Origin of the sequence: Exiguobacterium sp. s161 (assembly GCF_018619045.1) — a bacterium.
Lineage (GTDB): Bacteria > Bacillota > Bacilli > Exiguobacteriales > Exiguobacteriaceae > Exiguobacterium_A > Exiguobacterium_A indicum.
Genome location: NZ_JACSNH010000005.1, coordinates 110,597 through 132,697 on the forward strand (window position 1 = coordinate 110,597; position 22,101 = coordinate 132,697).

The 22,101-nt window shown below is 43.8% G+C and carries 25 protein-coding genes and 1 riboswitch; of the genes, 8 read left to right on the forward strand and 17 right to left on the reverse strand.

Going from position 1 to position 22,101, the window contains the following annotated elements:
• Nucleotides 1-216 precede the first annotated feature (216 nt).
• Nucleotides 217-1,128, forward strand: coding sequence for a UDP-N-acetylmuramate dehydrogenase (gene murB / locus KNQ14_RS13100; protein ID WP_035398835.1), 912 nt, complete (start codon nt 217-219; stop codon nt 1,126-1,128).
• A 55-nt stretch (nt 1,129-1,183) separates the two neighbouring features.
• On the opposite strand, the gene KNQ14_RS13105 is transcribed toward murB, so the two are convergent.
• Entirely contained in the window at nt 1,184-2,407 is a 1,224-nt protein-coding gene (locus KNQ14_RS13105; protein ID WP_214749679.1) for an aminopeptidase, read from the reverse strand.
• 191 nt (nt 2,408-2,598) lie between these two features.
• On the opposite strand from KNQ14_RS13105, the gene KNQ14_RS13110 reads away from it, so the two are divergent.
• A complete protein-coding gene (locus KNQ14_RS13110) occupies nt 2,599-2,925 on the forward strand; it encodes a DUF1232 domain-containing protein (RefSeq protein ID WP_251138405.1) in 327 nt (108 codons plus the stop codon).
• Nucleotides 2,926-2,960: 35 nt separating this feature from the next.
• Here the strand turns inward: KNQ14_RS13110 and KNQ14_RS13115 are convergent, their stop codons facing one another.
• Both KNQ14_RS13115 and KNQ14_RS13120 read right to left on the reverse strand, forming a co-directional pair.
• Entirely contained in the window at nt 2,961-3,797 is an 837-nt protein-coding gene (locus KNQ14_RS13115; RefSeq protein ID WP_214749682.1) for a formate/nitrite transporter family protein, read from the reverse strand.
• 183 nt (nt 3,798-3,980) lie between these two features.
• Complete coding sequence (locus KNQ14_RS13120) at nt 3,981-4,583, reverse strand: hypothetical protein (protein WP_035398841.1); 603 nt, start codon at nt 4,581-4,583, stop codon at nt 3,981-3,983.
• Between the two features lie 136 nt (nt 4,584-4,719).
• Between KNQ14_RS13120 and KNQ14_RS13125 the strand changes: the two genes are divergently transcribed.
• Both KNQ14_RS13125 and KNQ14_RS13130 read left to right on the forward strand, forming a co-directional pair.
• Nucleotides 4,720-5,586, forward strand: coding sequence for a YitT family protein (locus KNQ14_RS13125; protein ID WP_023467195.1), 867 nt, complete (start codon nt 4,720-4,722; stop codon nt 5,584-5,586).
• A 191-nt stretch (nt 5,587-5,777) separates the two neighbouring features.
• On the forward strand, nt 5,778-6,416 hold the full coding sequence (locus KNQ14_RS13130; protein ID WP_214861274.1) for a CHASE3 domain-containing protein: 639 nt from the start codon (nt 5,778-5,780) through the stop codon (nt 6,414-6,416).
• A gap of 370 nt (nt 6,417-6,786) precedes the next feature.
• Here KNQ14_RS13130 and KNQ14_RS13135 read toward each other — a convergent pair whose 3' ends face one another.
• The 7 genes from KNQ14_RS13135 to KNQ14_RS13165 form a co-directional block, all read right to left on the reverse strand.
• Entirely contained in the window at nt 6,787-7,155 is a 369-nt protein-coding gene (locus KNQ14_RS13135) for an ArsR/SmtB family transcription factor (RefSeq protein ID WP_041254995.1), read from the reverse strand.
• A gap of 56 nt (nt 7,156-7,211) precedes the next feature.
• Complete coding sequence (locus tag KNQ14_RS13140) at nt 7,212-7,655, reverse strand: hypothetical protein (protein WP_238987955.1); 444 nt, start codon at nt 7,653-7,655, stop codon at nt 7,212-7,214.
• Nucleotides 7,656-7,678: 23 nt separating this feature from the next.
• The gene (thiE, locus tag KNQ14_RS13145) at nt 7,679-8,305 is read right to left on the reverse strand and encodes a thiamine phosphate synthase (protein WP_214861276.1); all 627 of its coding nucleotides are present in this window, start codon (nt 8,303-8,305) and stop codon (nt 7,679-7,681) included.
• Nucleotides 8,295-9,062, reverse strand: coding sequence for a hydroxyethylthiazole kinase (gene thiM / locus KNQ14_RS13150; RefSeq protein ID WP_075642963.1), 768 nt, complete (start codon nt 9,060-9,062; stop codon nt 8,295-8,297). The genes thiE and thiM overlap by 11 nt, the downstream gene beginning before the upstream one ends.
• The gene (gene thiD, locus KNQ14_RS13155; protein WP_023467188.1) at nt 9,043-9,846 is read right to left on the reverse strand and encodes a bifunctional hydroxymethylpyrimidine kinase/phosphomethylpyrimidine kinase; all 804 of its coding nucleotides are present in this window, start codon (nt 9,844-9,846) and stop codon (nt 9,043-9,045) included. Before thiD ends, thiM begins: the two co-directional genes overlap by 20 nt.
• A 115-nt stretch (nt 9,847-9,961) precedes the next feature.
• Nucleotides 9,962-10,072: riboswitch (TPP riboswitch) on the reverse strand.
• A 65-nt stretch (nt 10,073-10,137) separates the two neighbouring features.
• A complete protein-coding gene (locus KNQ14_RS13160; protein WP_035398852.1) occupies nt 10,138-11,415 on the reverse strand; it encodes a murein hydrolase activator EnvC family protein in 1,278 nt (425 codons plus the stop codon).
• Between the two features lie 201 nt (nt 11,416-11,616).
• Nucleotides 11,617-13,056, reverse strand: a complete 1,440-nt coding sequence (locus tag KNQ14_RS13165; protein ID WP_214861278.1) for a murein hydrolase activator EnvC family protein — start codon at nt 13,054-13,056, stop codon at nt 11,617-11,619.
• Nucleotides 13,057-13,319: 263 nt separating this feature from the next.
• Here KNQ14_RS13165 and mce point away from each other — a divergent pair, with 263 nt between their 5' ends.
• The gene (gene mce, locus KNQ14_RS13170; RefSeq protein ID WP_214861280.1) at nt 13,320-13,730 is read left to right on the forward strand and encodes a methylmalonyl-CoA epimerase; all 411 of its coding nucleotides are present in this window, start codon (nt 13,320-13,322) and stop codon (nt 13,728-13,730) included.
• Between the two features lie 47 nt (nt 13,731-13,777).
• Here mce and KNQ14_RS13175 read toward each other — a convergent pair whose 3' ends face one another.
• The 6 genes from KNQ14_RS13175 to KNQ14_RS13200 form a co-directional block, all read right to left on the reverse strand.
• Entirely contained in the window at nt 13,778-14,290 is a 513-nt protein-coding gene (locus tag KNQ14_RS13175) for a type 1 glutamine amidotransferase domain-containing protein (protein ID WP_029340809.1), read from the reverse strand.
• Nucleotides 14,291-14,316: 26 nt separating this feature from the next.
• Complete coding sequence (locus tag KNQ14_RS13180; RefSeq protein ID WP_023467179.1) at nt 14,317-14,490, reverse strand: hypothetical protein; 174 nt, start codon at nt 14,488-14,490, stop codon at nt 14,317-14,319.
• Between the two features lie 32 nt (nt 14,491-14,522).
• Nucleotides 14,523-14,957 carry an organic hydroperoxide resistance protein gene (locus KNQ14_RS13185; RefSeq protein ID WP_023467178.1) on the reverse strand — a complete coding sequence of 145 codons (435 nt, stop codon included), beginning with the start codon at nt 14,955-14,957 and terminating at the stop codon, nt 14,523-14,525.
• A 176-nt stretch (nt 14,958-15,133) separates the two neighbouring features.
• The gene (locus KNQ14_RS13190; protein WP_023467176.1) at nt 15,134-16,471 is read right to left on the reverse strand and encodes a hemolysin family protein; all 1,338 of its coding nucleotides are present in this window, start codon (nt 16,469-16,471) and stop codon (nt 15,134-15,136) included.
• A gap of 192 nt (nt 16,472-16,663) precedes the next feature.
• A complete protein-coding gene (locus tag KNQ14_RS13195) occupies nt 16,664-17,146 on the reverse strand; it encodes a DUF456 domain-containing protein (RefSeq protein ID WP_023467174.1) in 483 nt (160 codons plus the stop codon).
• Nucleotides 17,147-17,183: 37 nt separating this feature from the next.
• Nucleotides 17,184-18,413, reverse strand: a complete 1,230-nt coding sequence (locus KNQ14_RS13200) for a DUF2254 domain-containing protein (protein WP_214861283.1) — start codon at nt 18,411-18,413, stop codon at nt 17,184-17,186.
• A 181-nt stretch (nt 18,414-18,594) separates the two neighbouring features.
• On the opposite strand from KNQ14_RS13200, the gene KNQ14_RS13205 reads away from it, so the two are divergent.
• Nucleotides 18,595-20,079 carry an aldehyde dehydrogenase family protein gene (locus KNQ14_RS13205; protein ID WP_081637438.1) on the forward strand — a complete coding sequence of 495 codons (1,485 nt, stop codon included), beginning with the start codon at nt 18,595-18,597 and terminating at the stop codon, nt 20,077-20,079.
• A gap of 56 nt (nt 20,080-20,135) precedes the next feature.
• Entirely contained in the window at nt 20,136-20,525 is a 390-nt protein-coding gene (locus KNQ14_RS13210) for a tautomerase family protein (RefSeq protein WP_035398885.1), read from the forward strand.
• A 108-nt stretch (nt 20,526-20,633) separates the two neighbouring features.
• Here the strand turns inward: KNQ14_RS13210 and yidD are convergent, their stop codons facing one another.
• Nucleotides 20,634-20,918 (reverse strand): membrane protein insertion efficiency factor YidD, encoded by a 285-nt coding sequence (yidD, locus tag KNQ14_RS13215; RefSeq protein ID WP_023467166.1) that lies wholly within the window; start codon nt 20,916-20,918, stop codon nt 20,634-20,636.
• 104 nt (nt 20,919-21,022) lie between these two features.
• On the opposite strand from yidD, the gene KNQ14_RS13220 reads away from it, so the two are divergent.
• Nucleotides 21,023-21,988: a quinone oxidoreductase family protein gene (locus KNQ14_RS13220; protein WP_055966633.1), complete on the forward strand. Its 966-nt coding sequence runs from the start codon at nt 21,023-21,025 to the stop codon at nt 21,986-21,988.
• The last annotated feature ends 113 nt before the right edge of the window (nt 21,989-22,101 follow it).

Consider the following 22,101-nt stretch of genomic DNA (forward strand, 5'->3'; position numbering starts at 1 on the left):
CCGAGTTCTTTTCGCTTCATTCCTCTTCCTGCCCCTGCTTTCCTTGTGACATTTTTCATTACTAATCGATGACATTCACTCCCTAGTGCTTGCAATTCCCGGCATAAGTCGGTATTTTGGGAACAGTATGTTGAACAACGACCGCACGATTAATGTTAAAATATATTTTGAGCGCATGAGCGCTGGTAGGAATTCATGAAAAGGACTGAGACCATAATGACTGAACAAGTAATGACGGGACTGTATGAAGGCATTTCAAAAGAGTCCGTACTAATCAATGAACCTTTAAAATATCATACGTATACAAAAATGGGAGGAATCGCGGATTTATTCATCATTCCAACCTCTTATGAAGAAACGGCTTTTGTCGTCCGATATGCTTACGAACAAGGTATTCCCTTGACGTTGCTTGGAAACGGATCGAATCTTGTCGTACGTGACGGCGGCATCCGCGGCATTGTCCTCTCCTTTGAGAAGTTAACCGATATCTCGGTTGAAGGACATGAACTCGTTGCTCAAAGTGGTGCAGCAATCATCGAAGCGTCTCGTGTAGCTTACGCGCATCAGCTCAGCGGTCTTGAATTCGCTTGTGGGATTCCAGGAACGATTGGTGGCGCATTGATCATGAATGCGGGAGCATACGGTGGTGAAGTCAAGGATTGCCTCCATAGCGCTACTGTATTGACACGACAAGGAGAACTGTTGAACATTTCGCATGATGAACTCGAACTGGGATACCGGACAAGTTGCTTCTCGAAGAAAGAATACATCATCCTCGAAGGTCGATTTGCCTTAACAGAGGGTGACCCAGCACTAATCAAGGAAGTCATGGATGATTTGACGCATAAGCGAGAAACGAAACAACCACTCGAGTACCCTTCTTGTGGTAGCGTCTTTAAACGTCCAGAAGGCTATTTTGCAGGGAAGCTGATTCAAGATAGCAACTTACAGGGAACACGCATCGGTGGCGCTGAAGTGTCCAAGAAACACGCTGGTTTCATCGTCAACGTCGAGAATGCGTCAGCATCCGACTATATCGCGCTCATTCGTCATGTCCAAGAAACGGTTCAAGAAAAATTCGGTATCTTACTTGAGACAGAAGTGAAAATTATCGGTGAAGAAGCATAACAAGAATCTTACAAGAAAAGGTGAGCTCCGTATTCGGACTCACCTTTTTGTTCGTTTAGATTGACCAGTTTCCGTCACGCATGACTGATTCACGCGTTCCGTCTGCAAGTTCTCCTTCAATCGATAGATCCGCTGATCCAATCATGAAGTCGACATGCGTCATCGAGTCGTTCGCGCCTTGTGCTTCTAGTTCTTCTGCTGAAAGGCTAGGACCACTTTCGAGACACGTCGAGTACGCACGACCAATCGCTAAGTGGCATGAAGCATTTTCATCAAACAATGTATTATAGAATAGGATACCCGAGTCAGAAATCGGCGAACGGTGTGGCACGAGCGCAACTTCTCCAAGATAACGTGCACCTTCATCAAGTGAAATCAAGTCATCTAATGCTTCTTGACCCTGTTTCGCTTCCGCTTTAACGATTTTTCCGTTCTCGAACCAGAGTGTGAACTCATCAATCAAGTTCCCACTATAGCTAAGCGGTTTTGTGCTCGAGACGTGTCCGTTGACTCCTGTCTTTTTCGGTAACGTGAACACTTCTTCTGTCGGCAGATTCGCGATGAAATCAACACCATCTGCATTCGGACCACCGCCACCTAACCAAACATGACGTTCTGGTAATTCGATTGATAATTCTGTTCCTGGAGCTGTGTAGTGCAATGTTTTGTATTTCTTCTCTGTCAGGAATTTTGCTTTTGAACGCAGATTATGATCATGATCCGCCCATGCAGCGACCGGATCCGCTTGATCGGCACGTGTAGCCTTTAAAATAGCTGACCAGAGCTCTTCAACAGCATTCTCTGAATCAGGGAATACTTTCTTCGCCCAGCTTTCAGAAGGTGCTGCTACGACACACCAGCTGACATTGTCACTCATGACGAACTTCCGCCAATTAGCAAGAGCGACACCGGCTGCTTTATTCGCACGTGCGATTCGGCTCGAGTCCACGCCATTCAATAAATCCGGATCTTCACTGACGACCGATAAGAACGCTGTCTTTTCTTCTGCCAGTTGGTCGTAACGTGCTTTTAACCAATCCGGGAACGTATCAAACGACTCTTCCGGTGCATCGAAATAACGGATTTTCGTCATCTCATCATCTGACCATTGTACATATACTTGCGTAGCTCCTACTTCGTAGGCGACACGCGTGATTTCACGAACGAGCGGCAAATTTTCGATTCCTGCACGCACCTCGAGTTGTTGTCCTGGTTGTAGATTAATTCCCGTACGCACGGCTAAAGACGCGTATTGTTTTAATTCTGCTTGTGTCGGCATTATGTAATCCCCTTTCTTGTATCTTTATTTTCACGAAATAGTTGCAATTTTGCAAGAAATAAGGCGAAACTAGAAAGAGAAGAGAAGGAGGCATCACCATGGAATTCACACCCGGCGATTTTAAATCGGCTTATACGTATTTTCACTGACAGGCACTCGACCTCGTTGGTGATGAAAAAGCACAGCAAGAATTGTTAGTTCGAGCAGAAATCGGACTTGCGCACTTGACGCAAGATATCGCGTCTACAGAAAGCTCGGACATCGAACGCGAGGCAGAACTCGTCCTTTATTTTCAATTAAAACAACTGCTTGAAATGCTTCGTGCTCTCTATCAGAAAAAATTCGAAATGCATGCGGAGCAGGAACAATTGTTATTGACGGCCGTTCTGTACTTCACGTCTCCTGTTGACGCCTTACCGGACGATAACGTCCTCGGGCTCTTCGATGATGCACAAATCGTCGAGACGATTTACGAAGAACTGGCTGCAGACGTCGATCGCTTTCAACATATGGAATGAATGAAAAAAGCAGCTGTCGCGACAGCTGCTCTTTTTTATGCATTTTGTTTCGAAGCAATATGAACAGGTGTCGTGGATTGACGTGATTCATCTACTTCTAATTTTTCTTTATTCAGCCACGTATAGATCATTCCCATGAAGACTGCTCCACCAATGATGTTACCGGCTAAAGCTGGCAACAGGTTGTGCATCGCTCCGGCAAATGTGATCGTATCCGGATGTGGTACGACTAACGCAATGGAGAACAAGGCCATATTGGCGATGACGTGATCAAATCCAGATGCGAAGAAGACTGCGACCAGTACCATCATCATCATGATCTGCGCCAACTCATTCTTCATGTTCTTTGGAATGAAAATCGCTAAACAGACCATCCAGTTACAGAAGATAGCTCGTGTGAAGATTTCCCACGTCGTATGGTGGATCTTCGTTTCTGAGACAGAAAATAACCAGTTGTTCATACCAAGCTCTTGGATGATTCCTGTTTGAGAAAAGAGTAGCGCAAATGCTAATCCTCCAAGTCCATTTCCAATCAGACAGATCAACCAGACCTTCATCGTATCCATCTTCGTCGTATAGCCGCGCATCGTCGCCGTCGTGAAATACATCGTATTTCCTGTGAACAGCTCTGCCCCACCGTAAACGATCAGGACGAGTGCCACTCCGAAGGTCAGTCCACCAACAAGTGTCGCAACAGGTGACTCCGCCATATATAGACCGTTAATTGCTTTTAAGGTAAAAATAATTGCAAATCCAATGAAAATCCCTGCTAGCATGGCACGAACTAAGTACTCGAGAGGACGCATTTGTAGCATGCACGTCGACTTGATTGCTTTATTCCGTAATCCTTCTAATGCTTCTACCTCGTTCATCGTAGAAACCTCTCTTTCTTTTGTTCAACACTTCACAATGTTTGTTCATTTATTATCATACTTCCATCTTAAAAGATGTTCAAGTATTGAATAGACCTGTTTTATCGTTTTTATAAAAGAACGAGATGTAAACGATATCATTGTGTCGAGATTGTGAAAAATGCCTTTTCTTGCTTTATACAACTAATTAGTTTGAATTCGTAGTCGTGATGCGAAGCGTTCAAAGAAAGTATTTCGCCTTGATGCATCGAGCACATAACCATCAATGACGACCCGATTAAAGCGTCTAGAAGAGGAAGTAGCTCGTTCAATATCGGTCGGAGTGTAGGCGTCGAATGTTTTCCGGTCCATCGTAAAATCTGCACCTGAATACGGATCCGTGTAGTAAATTTCGAGATCGGTCAAATCAGGAATCGTTGAAAATAAAACAAGTGTATGATGCATCAGCACTTTAGATAACCGAGCTTTCAAAAAATCCTGATTCACTTGTAGTGTTCCAGTATCGGTACCAATCCAGGCTTGTCGCTCTTTTCCTGTAACCTCATAAACAAGCCGCAACGATTCCCCTTCGACATCTACCTGTTTTAATTCTGATGAGAACGGAAGTTGTTCGGCTAATTGACGAACCGCTACCGTATTCATCATCGAAGCACCCACTTGTCTCGCTACGAGATCTCCATCATGCCAAATAGACGTTCGATTTTCTTCATCCGATGGTTGAAAAATGCGAATACCAATTAGTATTACTAAACAAATACAACCAATAAGCAAGAACGTTTTTTTCATTTTCATCACCTTCCTAAAAAAACGTACCCTTTTTCATCTTTTTTCATAAGAAGGGTTGAAATTTTATGCATATGGGCGTACTCTTGCAGGCAGATACTCACAGAAGGAGGAGCATGAGGTCACTCATCATATTGCCATGACTACAACACACCCACAGAAAAAGAGAGTTGAAAAAATTAGTTTTTTAATCATCGGTACATTGCTTTATTCCCTTTACATCAGTTTACTACTATCTCCAAATGATATCGGATCAGGTGGTATCATGGGGATCACACTCATCATCCAAGAGCTCTTCCACACGCCAATCGGTTTAACGCAATTGCTTTTAAACATCCCACTCTTCCTTTTAGGTTTTCGTTTTCTGCGTAAACGGTTCATGTTCTTATCCGGCATCATCGTCGTTGCTTCCTCTTTTTTAATCGACTGGATTCCGACTCAAATTGTTCCGGAATCTTTAAATGATCCGCTCGTCGCCTCCATCTTTGCCGGTCTAGTCTCTGGACTTGCGATGGCATTGATATTCTTCGGTGGTGCTTCAACTGGAGGGCTTGATATTCTTGGAAAGTTTTTCTTCGCTCGTTTTCATAACTGGCCACTTCCTCGCATATTTCTGATGCAAGATCTTGTCATCTACATCCTTGTTTGGTGGGTGTTTGACTTAAAACACGTTATGTACGCGCTCATCATGAGCTTCGTTCGCGCCAAAGCCCTTCAGACGGTTTACAGTTTCTATTCTGCTTCTAAGCAATGTATCATCATTTGTGAGAAAGCAGATGAAATCAATGAAGTCATTACAAAAGAACTCGGTCGTGGTGTCACGATTCTCGATGCACGTGGAGGATATTCCAACCGAACGAAAAAAATGGTCTATGTCGTCGTTCAAAATAATGAAATCGTCCGTTTGCAAGAGATCGTCTCTTCCGTTGAGCCAAATGCATTCGTTACATTCTCAGAAATTCATACGGTTTTCGGAAACTATAAGGAACATTCCTATTCGTTTTAACCAAGCGCAGCCAAGCTGCGCTTTTTCTTCTACATAAAACAGCTTCTCGGATTGCACTAGCTTTCCTGCTTTTTTATTCAGAATACTGACTTCTTACTTTCCTATCCCTATTCAAAAAATAGACAGGCTTCACTTTTCTTGTAATAGTAGTTAAGCTAATGACATGTCTTTTTATTTAAAGGAATGATTGCATGCACTCACTATGGCGTCAGCGTGTTCTGCTGATTCTTTTGATCAGCTTATTTGCCTCTATACCAATCATTTATGCCTTATCTGGTTATCGGACAATTGCGGCGATGACAGCGCAGATGAAGGATCATGATATACCGTTAATTAATCAAGTCGATCAGTTGGTTGAACATAATCGAGATCGAGCAAACGCAGTCCGCGGCCTCTTATTGTACGAAGATAATCGTTATATTGAACAATATTATTTTTCGACTTCGAAAATTCATGACTTACGTAATAGTCTGAATCAATCTTCGACTACTCCAGGAACAATTAAAGATCTTCTTCGTCGCAACAATGTCTGGGAGTCAGAAATCGAACGGGTTTTCGTCGTATATGAACGCCAAAGTCCAGCAGCAGCAAAACGTCTCGCCAGACAATCGACTCAAACGACTCAGACGATCCTTGAAGACTTATCACGTGTAAAAGATGATTTATATCGAACGCTTCAGGCAAAATTACAACAATCGGATGCGTTAATTGCTACATATAAATGGATGTGCCTCGGCCTGTTAATTCTGTCCTTTTTGATGATTAGTGCAACGATTTTTTTCTTCCATCGCTTCGTTCCTTCCATATCAGAGAAATCAGCACAAGAATAAACAAAAAGGAGCTGACTCAAAAGTCAGTCTTTACAAAGATAAGGGTGGCAGATCATCATTCTGCCACCCTTATCTCGTAACAAAAAGAATGACGCGTCACACGCCACTTCTACAGGAACAAGCGCGATTTTGCGCTATCAGAGACGAACGAGACCCGCTTTTCTGCTGGAATGAAGCAAGAAAGCCAGCTTGTGTCTCGCCTGAGGAAAGGGTCTGAAAAGATGAGTTATTCTTTTTTCGAGTCAGCCTCTTCAGATTATAGAGGCGTCATCTTGATTGACAGGACGAGGTCGATGCTTGTCCTAGGAAAACGATCCGAGATGAACAAAAAAAGCGCAGCAATAGCTACGCTTTTCGTTATTCTAAAGAATCATTCACGTACTGCTTTTCCCTCATGCACATGTTCCATAGCCATATGCACAAGCGATGAGACATGATGATCATCCAGGGAATAATAGACGACTTTGCCTTCTTTTCGGAACTTGACGAGTCCTTGTTTCAACAAAGACCGAAGATGGTGAGACGCCGTCGCAATCGAACAGTCGACAGAGGCTGAGACATCACAAACGCATAGTTCTTCTTCAATCGTCAACGCATAAACGATTCGCAGTCGTGTCGCATCCGAAAGAATCTTAAATAGCTTTCCGATTTCAAGTGTTGGGATCGTATCCACGACTTGTCCGATTTCAGACGCACGTTGTTCGTCAATCGCAATCGTTTCACAACGGGGAATATCCATGTCCGTCACCTCGTTTTTACCTATATTGCACCATGGGAAAACAGAACATTGCAAGTTTAGCGCATGCGCCTACGAATGAGCCAAAATACGAACCATCCTCCAACATAATCTCCGATATCCCAGACGATTCGATTTTGATCGACAGCGCGTACGCCGATATCAATGATTTTCGTACTCTCTAATCGGTTCGAATAGCGCTGTCGTAGCCGAGTCGGAATCGGTAGACGAAGAAGTACCCGGTAATAGATGTCTAAATGAGTATGTCCCCAAATTTCCGTCGCAATCGAGCTCGTTTTAATATACAACGGACGTTTGTAGCGTCTTTCATACTTTTCTTTCAATAAAAGGGCCATCTCATAAGATATACGATTAGGACGCGGAAATAAGACTTTTCCTAGATGGTAGATCCCCTGATTATCGACTCGAATGATTTGTGGTTCTAACCGATATCGAATCCAATAGCCGCGAAAACGGATCGTCTGCCATTTCAATACAATCACCTCTGAACGGATTATACCCTGTTCTAAAGTGATTGATGCCATTCTCGCACAGCATCTGTCATTTGCTGCGCAGCGAGTTGCCGATCTTCTTTAGCGAAAATTTCTGAAATGACGGCGTACCCTTCTAGCGGGATGGGAAGGGTGGAGACATTTGTTGCTGTGATTCCACCAATACCGATTAGAGGTAATCGTACGGCTTCCCGAATCGCCTGAAGCATCGTATGCGACATGGAATCAGCGTCCGCTTTGGATGACGTCGCAAATAGAGATCCCACGCCTAAATAAGAGGCTCCGTCTCGTTCTGCTTCAATCGCTTGTGCAACAGTGGCTACCGACACACCAATTACAGCATCTGGTAAAAGGCGACGTGCTGCGGTTAAAGGAATGTCTTCTTGTCCGATATGCAAACCAGCTCCGACGAGTAACGCGATATCGATCCGGTCATTGATGATCAAAGGAATGTCATGTCGATCCGTCAGTCTCTTCAACCGAACTGCCTGATCGTAGAATTCCTTTCCTTGTGCGGTTTTTTCTCGTAGTTGCACGATCGTCGCACCACCTAAAACAGCTTCCTCAACGACCGTCTCGATCGCGACGCCAGGATGGTACCGACGATCCGTCACTGCATAGATGGAGTAATCAATTGACACGTTCTGTCACCTCCACCAGTTCTTGCTCCGTCATGAGGCTGATCGCATTGAACAATTCTCGTTTAAAATCACCAAGACCTTGCGCAGAGACTGCTTGTTCTCCTGCTTTTCCCATGACGAATGTTCCGTGAACAGCCGCCTCAAACGCCGTATATCCTGCGCCGAGGAAGCTCGCAATCAAGGAAGCCGTCATACAGCCCGTACCCGTGATGTCTCCTAGACGAGGTGTTCCTACATGTAATTCCATTTCGCGCGTTCCATCCGTGATATAGTCGTTCGGACCTGTCACGACGAGGACAGATTTGTGTTTGCGAGCGAATGCACGAATACTTTCTCGATCCATCATTGCATCTCCCGCAGCATCGACTCCCTTAGTTCGTCCGTCTTCCCCAAGTAACGTCTTGATTTCAGAAGTATTTCCTTTGATGACCGTACACCCGAGATCAATGAGTTCTTTAGAAAAGGCAGTACGTAATGTCGTTGCCCCTGCTCCAACTGGATCAAGAACGATCGGGACATTCAAACGTCCCGCTTCACGGGCTGCAAGTCGTTGAGCTGCTTGCATGTCTGCATCGATCGTACCAATGTTTAAGACAAGAGCTTGCGCGAGTCTAACCATTTCTTCTACTTCGCGAATGTCTTCCGCCATGACGGGTGATGCTCCAACAGCGAGTGTGACGTTTGCGCAGTCATTGATCGTCACCGTGTTCGTCAGATGGTGAATGAGTGGTTTGTGTTCAAGAATGGTCGTAAACATGTGTATCCCTCCAAAGTGAATGAAAATGATGTGTCGGTCCAATACCTTGTCCGAGAGCAAATCCATGACGAATCGCCTCCGTGACATAGCTCTTTGCTTGTCTTACACTATCTGTCAAATCTTCTCCAAGCGCCATCCGCGCCGCAATCGCCGCAGATAAGGTACAACCAGTTCCATGAGTATGTTGATTGTCTAACCGTTCCGATGTGAAGCGGTGTTCTACTTCCCCATCAAACAACAAATCCGTCGCAGCTCCTGAGAGATGTCCACCTTTTAGTAATACTGCCCCTGTCTGTGTAGCTAATTGATGCATCGCCAGTCGCATTTCATCTAGATTGGTGACCGATCGTCCTGTTAAACGCTCCGCTTCCGGTAAATTTGGTGTGACGAGTGTCGCAAGCGGTAAAAGCTCCGAAATCAATGCTTGTTCAGCCTCCGTCCGCAATAGGGCATGACCGCCTTTAGCGACCATGACGGGATCTAATATGATCGGAACTGTCTGTTTGCGGAGATGTGTAGCAATGACACGAATCGTCTGCGCATTCGAGACCATTCCGATTTTGATCGCATCGACACGAATGTCTGAAAAAATCGACGTTAACTGGGCATCTACGATTTCTGGAGATAACTCTTCCACCGCTTGAACACCCAACGTATTTTGCGCCGTGACAGCTGTCAGGACGCTCATTCCATAAACGCCTAAAGCCGAAAAGGTTTTTAAATCTGCTTGAATCCCAGCTCCACCACCGGAGTCGGATCCTGCAATCGTCAGTACATGTTTCATGTTCTTTTCACCTTCCCATCGAGCAATGTAAGGGAGTCGTGACCGACAAAAAAAGCGTCGACCGCTGTAAAAAAGCAGTCGACGCTATACGAAAGCGTTATACACGCATTCCGGTATCCGTTCGGCTCAACTTTCCTACGCTGGTATTATCCAGTTCAGGTAATAGGGTCGAAAACAGATTGGTTTTCCTCTCAGCCGGATTCCTCCAGCTCCCCTAGTTGCTCAAGTATTCGTTTCGCCTTAACTGTAGCACAGCAGCAAAAAAAAAACGAGCCGAAGCCCGTTTTTTGATTACAGATATGCCAATGGATTCACTGCATTCAGAGGAGAAGAAGCACTATATTGATAACCTCCGACATGTAGTTCGAAATGTAAGTGTGGTCCTGTTGAATTTCCTGTACTACCAAGTGTTCCGACTTGCTGACCTTGAGAGACCGTTTGTCCTGCATGAACAGATAATGAGCTCATATGAGCGTAAACCGTCGTATAGACTTTTCCATCCAAGAAATGCGAAATCATGACGTGGTTTCCGTAAGGTCCACCACCTGATGCTGTAATGACGGTTCCGGCTGCTGCTGCGACGATCGGAGATCCGACGGGACCTTTGAAATCGACGCCATTATGGAATGTATAACCGTTTGCTCCACTAGCTGGTCCGAACCCTTGTGATACCCCACCAGAAGATGGTCGGACAAATTTCCCACCACCTGAAGCGATTGGTGTTGTATCTGAACTTGTTGATTCTGTATTCTTATTGGCTTGTTTTGCTGCTTGAGCACTTGCTTTAGCAGCTTTTTCAGCTGCCGCTTTCTCTGCTGCTGCTTTTTCAGCCGCTGCTTTAGCCGCTGCCTTCGCTGCCGCAATCGCACGTTCTTGCGCTTCGAGAGTCGCTTGCAGTTCTTTTGCGTCTAACAGTTCTGTCGTAAACTTCGTCTTCCCTTTTCGTAATTTTTTGAGTGTAGCACTACGCTCTTTCATTTGAACTTTTAACGCTTTTTTTTGTTCAAGCAATACTTTCTTTTCTTGCATTTGCTCCGCTTTTTTCTCAACAAGTGCTTGTTTTGCTTCTGCTAATTTTTGTTGTGTCGCGATGTAATCTGAAATCATTTTATCATCTTGTTCAGCAATCTTTTTACCCGCCATGACACGGCTGAATAAATCACCTAAATCCTTTGATCCAAAAATGACTTCTTCCCACTTAATCGAGTTTCCATCGTTTTCTTGGAAAACACGTAAACGATCACCGAGTAGTTCTTCCTGCTTCTGTAGCATCTCCTCGTAACGAACGATGTCTGCCTTTAACTCATCGATTCGATTGCTTAACTGTTTAATTTGTTTATTTTTTTCGGAAACTTGGAAAATCTTTTCGTTAATCGCTGCGTCGATTCGATTGATTTGACGTTGTTCTTTTGAAATTTTAGCTTCTTGCTTTTTAATCTCTTTTTCTAATTTACGTTGTTCAGCGGCATTTTCAGCCTTTTTTTCTTTAATCGTTGCTGCCGCGATCGGTTGTGTACCTGTTGTAAGTAATGCCCCTAAAACAATGGTAGAAATTAGTTTTTTTAGCATATATCGTTTTCCTCACTTATGTATTTTCATTTTTTATTATAGTATTCAAGTTTCTCTCATATCTGAAATAGATTATAGCACCCTAATCGTTTCAAAAAAATTTCATTTACATTTCAAGTGAAAACGTTTTTTTGTAATATATATATTTCTTATCAAATATAAAAAAAAAGAATCGTTGCATATGCAACGATTCTTAACTGTTTAAAACATAGTCATTGGATTTACTGAGTTAGCTGGACCTGTTGCACTGTAGCTGTATCCACCAACGTGAATTTCGAAGTGCAAGTGTGGACCTGTTGAGTTTCCTGTGCTACCACGTGTACCGATTTGTTGACCTTGGCTGACGCGTTGACCTGCACTAGCGTTCAATGAACTCATATGTGCATAGACTGTCGTATATGTCTTCCCGTTCAATTGGTGAGCAATCATGATGTGATTTCCGTAAGGTCCGCCACCTGATGCTGTAATGACTGTACCTGTTGCAGCTGCCACGATCGGCGTACCGACTGGACCACCGAAGTCAATCCCGTTATGGAACGTATAACCGTTTTCTCCGCCTGCAGAACCATACCCTTGTGTCACAGCACCAGCAGTTGGATGAATGAAGAGTCCGCCTGATGATGGTGACGGTTTAGGTGTCGCAGGAGCTGACGGTGCTGGCGCAGTTGGTGCTGGTGTAGATGGTTTTGGTGCCGATTGTTTCGTCGAACCAGAAGGTTTTGCTGACTGCGCTGCCTTCTCTTGTGCTGCTTGCTGAGCTGCCGCTTCTTTAGCTGCTTGTTGTTCCGCTTCTTTCTGAGCTGCTGCTTGAGCTGCTTCAGCCTCTGCCCGTGCTTTTGCTTCACGTGCCGCTTGAGCTTGACGCTCTTTTTCGATTCGAGCTTCTCGTTCACGCGCTGCTTTTTCAGCTGCAATCGCTTTTTCTTGAGCGATCAAAATTTGCTGGACTTCTTTTGCATCCATCAATTGTGTTTCGAACTTTTCTTTTTTCTTACGTAGTTCTTTTAAGCGTTTGTTCCGCTCTTTTAATTGTGATTCAAGATCCGCTTGTTGACGTTTTAATTCTTTTTTCTCAACGACCAACTGCGCTTTCTTTTCTTTTACTTTTTGTTGCGTATCCGCTAATTGCTTTTGCGTATTTTGGTAATCCGTGATCATTTTATCATCTTGTTTTGAAATGGATTTCCCTGCCATGACACGGCTTACGAGGTCACCAACGTTTTTAGCGCCAAAGATGACTTCTTCCCATTTAATTGAGTTTCCATCATTCTCTTGCATGACACGAAGACGATCACCGAGTAGTTTTTCTTGGCGTTTTAGTTTCGCTTTATATTTCTCGATTTCTTTTCCAAGCTCAACGATTTCACGTTCTGTTGCTTTGATTTGACGATCTTTTGTTTCGACAGCAAAGATTTTTTCGTTCAACGCTTCGTCTAGTCGATTGACTTCTTGCTGTGTTTTAGAGATTTTTTTACCTTCTTGATTAACAGAAGACTCTAAGTTTTTTTGTTTTTTAGCATTGTCTTGTTGCTGTTGTTCGTTTTTGGCTTTCTGTTCACTTAAATCGTCTGCTGCTGCAAAATGAGGTGCTGATGAAAGAACTAGTGCGGAAACGATGAGCGACGCGAACGTTTTTTTCATGTAGTATTCCCTCTTTTTCTGTAGTGTATGTTTTATGATTTATCGTAGAATATTTAAGTTAAATTTAAATTCTGTAATCTTTTTTCTTTTTTATAAGAACGTTTTTGATTATAGCATTCATTCCTCTTCCATAATATTTCAGTGATATTTCAATTTAAATAAATCTTTCCTCTTCTATGTAATAGAAACATTTGGAAGGTAACTCATCGTTGCAACTTTGGAGTGTTTTTGGGAAACTGAAGCGAACAGAAGGAGGATATCATATGAAATTAGACCACACTGGAATTGCCGTTCGCGACATGCAGGAAGCCATTTCATTTTATACAAACGTACTTGGAGGAACCTTAACAAAAGAGTACTCGAATCCTGCGCCAGGTGTCGCTTCCAATATTGCGGTCATCGAGTTCGATGATGCGCACATCGAGTTGTTAACGCCAACAAGTCCGGATAGTCCCATCGCACGTTTTTTGAAACAACGCGGGAAAGGTGTCCATCACATTGCTTATCGTGTAGAGGATTTAGATCAAGCGATTGAAGAAGCAAAACAACGAGGATTAACATTTTTAGAAGATACGTATCGAACGACGCCGTTCGGGCGACGACTGATTTATATGAATCCCCGGCATTCACACGGCGTCATTACAGAACTCTGTGATTATCCAGAAAATCTATAAAAAATCAGCACTGCGATAGCGCAGTGCTGATTTTTCGTTTCATGGTATTAGCCAAGTTTTGCAACGATTTCCCGGTTGAATGCAGGAATATCATCTGGTTGACGACTTGAGACGAAATTATCGTCGACGACGACTTCTTCATCTGCAAAGTCCACACCAGCATTTTCTAAATCAATTCGAATTGATTTATAACCTGTCATTTTTCTTCCTTTGACGATTTTTGCATTAATCATCAATTGTGGTCCATGGCAGATCGAGAAAATTGGTTTTTTCGACATATCGAATTCTTCGACGAATGAGACAAAACGCTCGTCTTCTCGAAGTAAATCTGGTGAAAAACCGCCTGGAATCAGGAGAGCATCGTAGTCTGCTGCTGAAGTCTCATCAATCGAGAGATCAACATTTACTTTTGCCTCTTCCTGTTTGCCGACGAGTTCTGCACCTTTTTTAGCACCAATGACAGTGATCTCGTGCCCTGCTTCTTTTAATGCATCAACCGGTCCTGTGAATTCTACATCTTCAAAATGATCGGCGAGTACGACTGCTACTTTTTTAGACATGTGATTCATCCCCCAAGTTGTTTGATTTAAATCGGATCTTCTCCGCGATCTCGTGGAGAAACCGTATCATCTGGCATTTCGTCTTTTCCTTTTAGGATTTCCTTTTGTTGCTCCTCTGTCAGTTTCCGTTCTTTATCCGACAGACGATCCCGTTCATCTTCAAACTCTTCATTTGGACGATCGGTTTCTTTCGGTGCCATGGAAAACCCTCCTTTTGATTCGTCGATTATGCTTATAGTGAATCGACGACTTTAACAGAAAGATCAACATCAATGTTGCCACGTGTCGCTTTTGAGTACGGGCAGAAATTGTGTGTCTTCTCTAGTAAGTCTTCGGCTTCTTCCTGCGATACGCCAACGACCTCGACGACGAGTTTCGCTGCAATTTTTACACCGTTATCCGCTTCATCCTGTAAGAGGCTGACTTCTGAATTCGTCCGCGTCTCGACTCGTTTTTTTGCTTGGCGCGCCATTAAGTTATAGGCACCATCAAAACAAGCGGCATATCCTGCTGCGAATAACTGTTCCGGGTTTGATGTCGGAATGTCTTCTTTGCCTTTTGTTCCTGGCATGACTAAATCGAGATTAATGACGTTATCGTCTGAAGCGACTTTCCCGTCGCGACCACCGACTGCAGATGCACGTGAAGTAAGAATGACGTTTGACATGATAAAAAACCCCTTTTCCTGTTGAATTAAAAAATGCTTTTTTTGCCACATAGACAGTAATACCCGTCACTGAGGGAGATAAACACAAGATGTGTCTATCACCTTAGCTAATCATTTTTTAAGTAGACAAAAAAAGACGATGAACTCGAAGTTCATCGTCTTGCACATTCTATTTCTTATCCAATCTCTTCTGTTGCAGTTTCTTCTTGATCAGGCAATTGAAGATAAATCGATTTCACTTGATGATTATCGACTTCCATGACTTTGATCGTGTATTCCTGATAGCGGAATTCTTGACCACTCGACACTTCCGTATCCTGTGCCATGACCCAGCCACCAATCGTATCGATGTCTTCTTCTTCGATTCCTAAGTTAAAGCGTTCATTTAGGTCATCAATCAAGACACGGCCTGAGATGCGGTATAATCGCTCATGAATTTGTTCGATATCTGCTTTCTCATCTTTATCGAATTCATCTCGGATTTCTCCGACGATTTCTTCCAAGATGTCTTCCATCGTGATGACACCAGCCGTACCACCGTATTCATCGATGACGAGTGCCATCGGTGTCCGTTCCACCTGCATTTTCAGCATGGCATCTTGAAGCGGCGAATATTCGGATACAATCGGCAAGTTGTGGATGTAATAGCTTAATGCTTTTCCTTTATTCGCCATATGATCCGTAAATAATTGTTTCGCATTGATGAAGCCAAGGATTTTATCCTTATCTCCTTCTTCCGCTACTGGGTAACGTGTGAACTGATACTCTTCAACGAGGCGAATGATGTCCTCCATCGATGCATCGTTCGAAATCGTGATTAAGTCCGTCCGCGGTAACATGATGTCTTTCGCGATCCGCTCATCGAACGAGAAGATGTTCTGCATGTAGGAAAGCTCAGTCTGGTTGATTTCTCCACTCTTATAACTCTGTGTCATGATGATTTTAATCTCTTCTTCAGAATGGACTTCTTCGTGTCCCGCTGGCTCGACGCCAAACAACCGAAGAATGATTCGTGCTGAACCGTTCAATGTCCAGATGAAAGGTTTCATGATTTTACCGAACCAATATAGTGGTGGCGCGAGTAACATCGTGATGGCTTCCGTTTTTTGAATCGCTAAAGATTTTGGAGCAAGTTCTCCAAGCACGACATGAAGAAACGTTACAATCGAGAAAGCAAGAACGAACGAAATGATCGTCGAGACGGAGTTCGGAATGTCAATCTCTTCGAACAACATACCGAGAATCGCACCTACCGTTGATTCTCCTAACCACCCGAGACCAAGCGCTGTCACGGTAATTCCAAGTTGACAGGCCGATAAATAATAATCCAAATTCTCAAGTAGTCTCTTCGCCACTTTCGCAGTCTTGCTTCCTTCTGTAATCAACTGATCGATTCGAGACATTCGCATTTTGACGACCGAAAATTCGGCAGCTACAAAAAAAGCGGTTAAGACGATGAGTAGTGCAATGACGAGTAGCCGAATGATGATCGTCGTCGTGTCGAATGTCTCCATTGAGTGTGTACTGTCCAATCGTTTCCCCGAAGAAAGGGGATTCACCTCCATTAATATAAAGCCAGATGCCGAGGCACCTGGTGGTTTACAGCAAAAAGAAGCTTCAAACTTTCAAAGCTTCCCTACTTTTTCATATTCATACTATAACGGAACTTTCATAAAATGTGTACTTGAAGACATCATTTCAGACCGTCAGACGACATAGAGAATAAAGATTACAATCATCAGTAACATCGCGATTCCCTTTAACAAGGCACTTGATAGGATACCAAGGACTGTTCCGATCCCAACTGAAACCGAGGTTTGCCATGTCTTTTTACTAATGATTTTTTCCGTCAAGATGGCAAAGACGAACGGGAAAATTAATAATCCGATACCTGGCAAAATAAACGGTCCCGCAATCAATCCGACTGTCGTTGCAATCTTAGCCGCTTGTGAGCCTCCTCGTCGATCGACGGTGTAGGCGCTGACGAGATAATCGAGTGTGAATAAGAGAATGATGAAAATCGCTTGAATCACCCAAAAACTAATCGATAGTTCAGAGAACCCGAATCCGAATCCATAAATCAAAAAACCAACTACTAAAATCGGCGCACTTGGGATGATCGGATACACGAGACCTGCAAAAGCGACTAGAAAACAGACGACGATCAGACTCCATAACAAGATTGTCACTTTCTATTCCTCCCTTCTTTTGATTCTCTTGCTCTTTTTACGTCGAAGGGGAGACAAAAGTTTCATTCAACGCCCGATGGATTTGATTTTGTAAAAAATCACGATCCCAGTCGTTCATTGTTTTAAAATGTACTTCCGAACAGATGTATGGAATGAATCGTTGAATCGTTTCATAGTGAGCAGGTAAGGCTTGCCGCTTCATCGTTACAAGCGACTCGAGCATCGTTGCGAGAACTGAAATATCCTCTGCTCCGTAATGTCGGAGTTGATAAAACGTCGTGTACAACAATTGTTGGTAGGTTTCCCTGACGATGATATGTTGCTGGTCCTTTCCAACAACTAGTACACCATCTGGTATTACGGCATACTGTCGCATTAAGTCACCAATGATCCGAACCGCATGTCTCGCTGTATTCGGATCATTGATTCCTGGAGAAATCGCACGTAAAGCAACTTCACTTAATTTTTCAAGAACAAATGCAAAATCCTGTTCTGAAGATTTCGTCGGCCCAATTAAGATACTTTCATTGATATCCCGGCAAGTCGCCCGTCCGATGGCTTCTCCCTCTGTTACGAATGAGCCGACCGTTCGATCAATATACACGCGGTCTTTCTGATCAAAAGCATCATAATCGACTGCTTGAATATATCCGGTTCGAGTTGCCTGAATAAGATGTGGATAATTTGTCGTCATCTTTCTTTCAGTAATCTTTTGTTCTCCCGATTCTAGATGTTCGACTTGCCGTTTCAATAATTCGTTCCCTTCTTCGTGTAATCGATCCAGTAATGTCGTCACGCGAATCGACTGGCTGACGATATGAATGAATGCGACGAATGCCACGATCGATATCAACACGACGAGAACCGCTACTGTTGAAGCGACGACACTCGTCTTCAAAGCCGGACGAAGGAAAAAGAGCATCGTCATCGAGTAACTGACCGCTCCAATGAATATGCCAAAGATGTGTTGCACCTGTCGATTCTCGATGAAATTAGGCAATGTCCGAGGTGAGAACTGTGATGAATAGGTCGTCAATACAACCAGGATGGTCGAGAACGTGAATGTCATCATGGCGAGCAGTCCGGTAAAGACCGAACTATGGATCGTCTGCGCTAAGCCAAGTGTCGTTTGCCACTCTTTTGGAAACCAGTCTGATATATACACATCTAACCACGTCACGATTCCCGTCAAACCAATCCCAATGAGACCATATAACAATGGCCACCACCAATTGATTTCTCGAGACAGGACTTTCAGCTTCTTCAAAATAAAATTCCTCCTTTTTATAGCACTATACTGATTGATTTCCTGATTTAAAGCGCTTTAAAACCCATCTGACTGACTGACTTCGAGCAATATGTTTGGTCGAAGTGCACGGATGTGTTTTACTTCTTTTCATAACGTGAATAACTTAATTGTTATGAAAACGAATGGGAGATGAAATGATATGGCTCAACAAAACGAAGCTACATTGCATACAGATTTCACGAAAATTTATATTGACGGTCAGTGGCGCACAGGCGCAAGTGACAGCAACATGACGAACACGAATCCTTTCACGGGTGAAGAGCTCTTTACAATCTCTGCAGCGAATCAACAAGATTTAGATGACGCATATGAAGCGGCTCAAGTCGCTCAAAAAGACTGGGCGAAAGTTCCTGCCTTAAAACGCCAAGGCTTGATCGAAAACTTCTTGAAAGTCTTGTACGAGGAGAAAGAAACGATCATCGAATGGTTAATCAAAGAGTCAGGAAGTACACGTATTAAAGCGGAAGGCGAATTCCTTGCTTCTGTCTTGATCGTCAAGGAAGCTGCGACATTCCCACTTCGGATGCACGGTGAAATTCGTCCATCGGTCGTACCAGGTAAAGAAAACCGGATCTACCGTAAAGCACTTGGCGTCATCGGTGTCATCAGTCCATGGAACTTCCCGTTCCACTTAGCTGTACGGTCGATCGCTACTGCTATTGCCATCGGGAACGCAGTCGTTGTCAAACCAGCTACGGACACACCTGTTTCAGGCGGATTGATTTTTGCTAGTCTGTTTGAAAAAGCTGGATTGCCAAAAGGTGTCTTGAATGTCATCGTCGGTCGCGGTTCAGAAATCGGTGATGCTATCGTCGAACATCCTGTACCACGTTTGATTTCATTCACAGGATCAACTGAAGTAGGTCGTCATATCGGTGAACTTGCTGGTAAACATCTAAAGAAAACAGCGCTTGAACTTGGCGGAAACAACGTCTTCGTCGTACTTGATGATGCTGATCTCGATCGCGCGGTCGAATCTGCTGTCTACAGCAAGTTCTATCACCAAGGTCAAATTTGTATGTCGACGAACCGAATTCTCGTCGCTTCTTCGATTCATGATGAATTCGTCGAGAAATACGTTGCTCGTGTAAAAGAGCTACAATACGGTGATCCATCACATGAGCGGACACAAGTCGGACCGCTCATCAACCAATCACAAGTTGAACGGATTCTTGAAGATCTCGAGAAAACAAAAGCTGCGGGTGCAACCGTTCGTGTCGGCGGCGAAGCAAAAGATAACGTCATCGCACCTACTGTCGTCACTGGTGTTACGAATGATATGCCACTCGCTAAAAATGAAATCTTCGGACCGGTTGCTGTCATCATCCCGTTCGATACGGATGAAGAGGCACTCGAAATCGCGAACTCACTTCCATACGGATTGAGTGGCGCTGTCCATGGTTCTTCTATTGAACGCGCGACTGCCTTTGCGCTTGAAGTCGAGACAGGTATGATTCACATCAACGATCAATCGGTCAACGATGAGCCACATATGCCATTTGGTGGTGAAAAAGATTCAGGACTCGGTCGCTTCAACGGTGAGTGGGTACTTGAAGAATTCTCGACTGTCCAATGGTTGTCTGTCATGCACGATCGTCGTCAATACAAACCATTCTTCGAGTAATATATGAGTAGGGTTTTCCCCCTACTCTACATACTTTTGTTAAGGAGTGATTTCACATGCCGTTATTACGATTCGACGTCATTGAAGGACGTTCAGAAGAAGAGTTAAAAACGTTACTCGACACCGCACACGATGCGATGGTCGAAGCATTTGATGTGCCGGAGCGCGATCGTTATCAAATCGTGCATACGCATAAAGCACATGAGATGGTCATTCAAGATACAGGACTTGGATTTGAACGGAGTAAAGATATCGTTCTTATTAGTGTAACGAGTAAAACGCGGACGGAAGAGAAAAAACAACGTCTCTACCACTTACTCGCCGAACGCTTACAAGCAAACTGCGGACTCGCACCGACTGATTTGATGGTGTCGATCGTCGAAAATGATGCAGCCGACTGGAGCTTCGGTCTTGGCGAAGCACAGTTTTTAACGGGTAAACTATGATCGTCTGTAAATAGAACAAAAAGGGACGTATGTTATCGGTAATTTCCGGTAACATACGTCCCTTTATTTGTTCTTACTTCATTAAACAAAAGAGAACCTTCACATGACTTACTCCTTCGTTTCTTCCGCCTTCTCCCGCGGATTTTCCCGTTGCAGCGGTGCTTTCCAACTAAATTGATCAGGTTCTGGAACGAAATCGAGACCACCTGGATGAAACGGTTGGCACCGTAACAATCGACGCGTCGTCAAATAACTCCCTTTTACTGCACCATGACGTTCAATCGCCTCCATCCCGTAATGGGAGCATGTTGGATAAAATCGACATGTGGCTGGCTTCATGGGAGAGATGACTTTCTGATAAAAACGAATTCCTCCCATTAAGACACGTTTCATAACGTCCCTTCTTTCCTCTTTTTTTCTAGTGTAACGCATCTGTCCATCATTTTCAGATGTTCTGCCTTATACTAAAAGCAGATTTAAAAGAAGGATGTGTTGAGATGAAGGCATTAACTTTCCACGAATTTGGAGGTTCTGATGTATTACGCTTCGAAGACGTACCAACGCCAACAATCACTGAACAGGAAGTTCTGATTGAAATGAAAGCGATCGGTCTGAATTTTGCAGACATCTATCGCCGAAAAGGAAACTATCATTTAGAAGGTCAGCCTCCCTATATTTTAGGGTATGAAGGAGCTGGAATCATCACAGCGGTCGGTGCAGGCGTTTCAACATTCCATGTAGGTCAACGAGTTGCTTTTGCGGACGTTCCGCTTGCGAACGCTGAGTACGTCGCAGCACCCGTTGATAAATTGATTCCGCTTCCTGATGGTATCTCATACGAAACAGCAGCTTCTGTCTTATTACAAGGGTTAACAGCGCATTATTTAACTCGAGATAGCTATCATGTCCAACCGGGGGATACCGTCTTAGTTCATGCCGCTGCCGGTGGCGTTGGGCAGTTGTTGACACAGCTCATTCGGTTGCTTGGGGCAACTCCGATTGGATTAACGTCTTCTCCTGAGAAAGCACGGATTGCTAAAACTGCTGGCTGTGAATCTGTCTATTTATATTCAGAGAACTGGGTCGAGCACGTACTCGCGCAAACTTCTGGTAAAGGGGTCGATGTCGTTTATGAGTCTATCGGTTCTACCTTAATGGATAGTTTCCATGTCACAAAAGTCCATGGAACAGTTGTCTTCTACGGTATGGCAGGCGGTGATCCTGCACCTGTTGATCCCCGCTTTTTGATGGATACGTCCAAAACATTGACGGGTGGTGATCTTTGGAACGTATTAACATCTTCTGAAGAACGCATCCGTAGATCCGGTGAATTATTTGATTGGATTCTATCTAATCATCTCACCCTGTCTTCGCCTACAACATTCAGATTATCTGATGGCAAAGCGGCACATGACTTTTTGGAAAGCCGACGCAGCACAGGAAAACTACTTTTGCTCCCTTAACTCGCTTTTTTCGAGACGACTCCCTGCGAGTCGTCTTTTTTATGTGAAATCAAGATTATCGATTGCTTTTTTTTAATGAAGAGAGTAAAGTAAACCTCATCAAAACCTAAAAC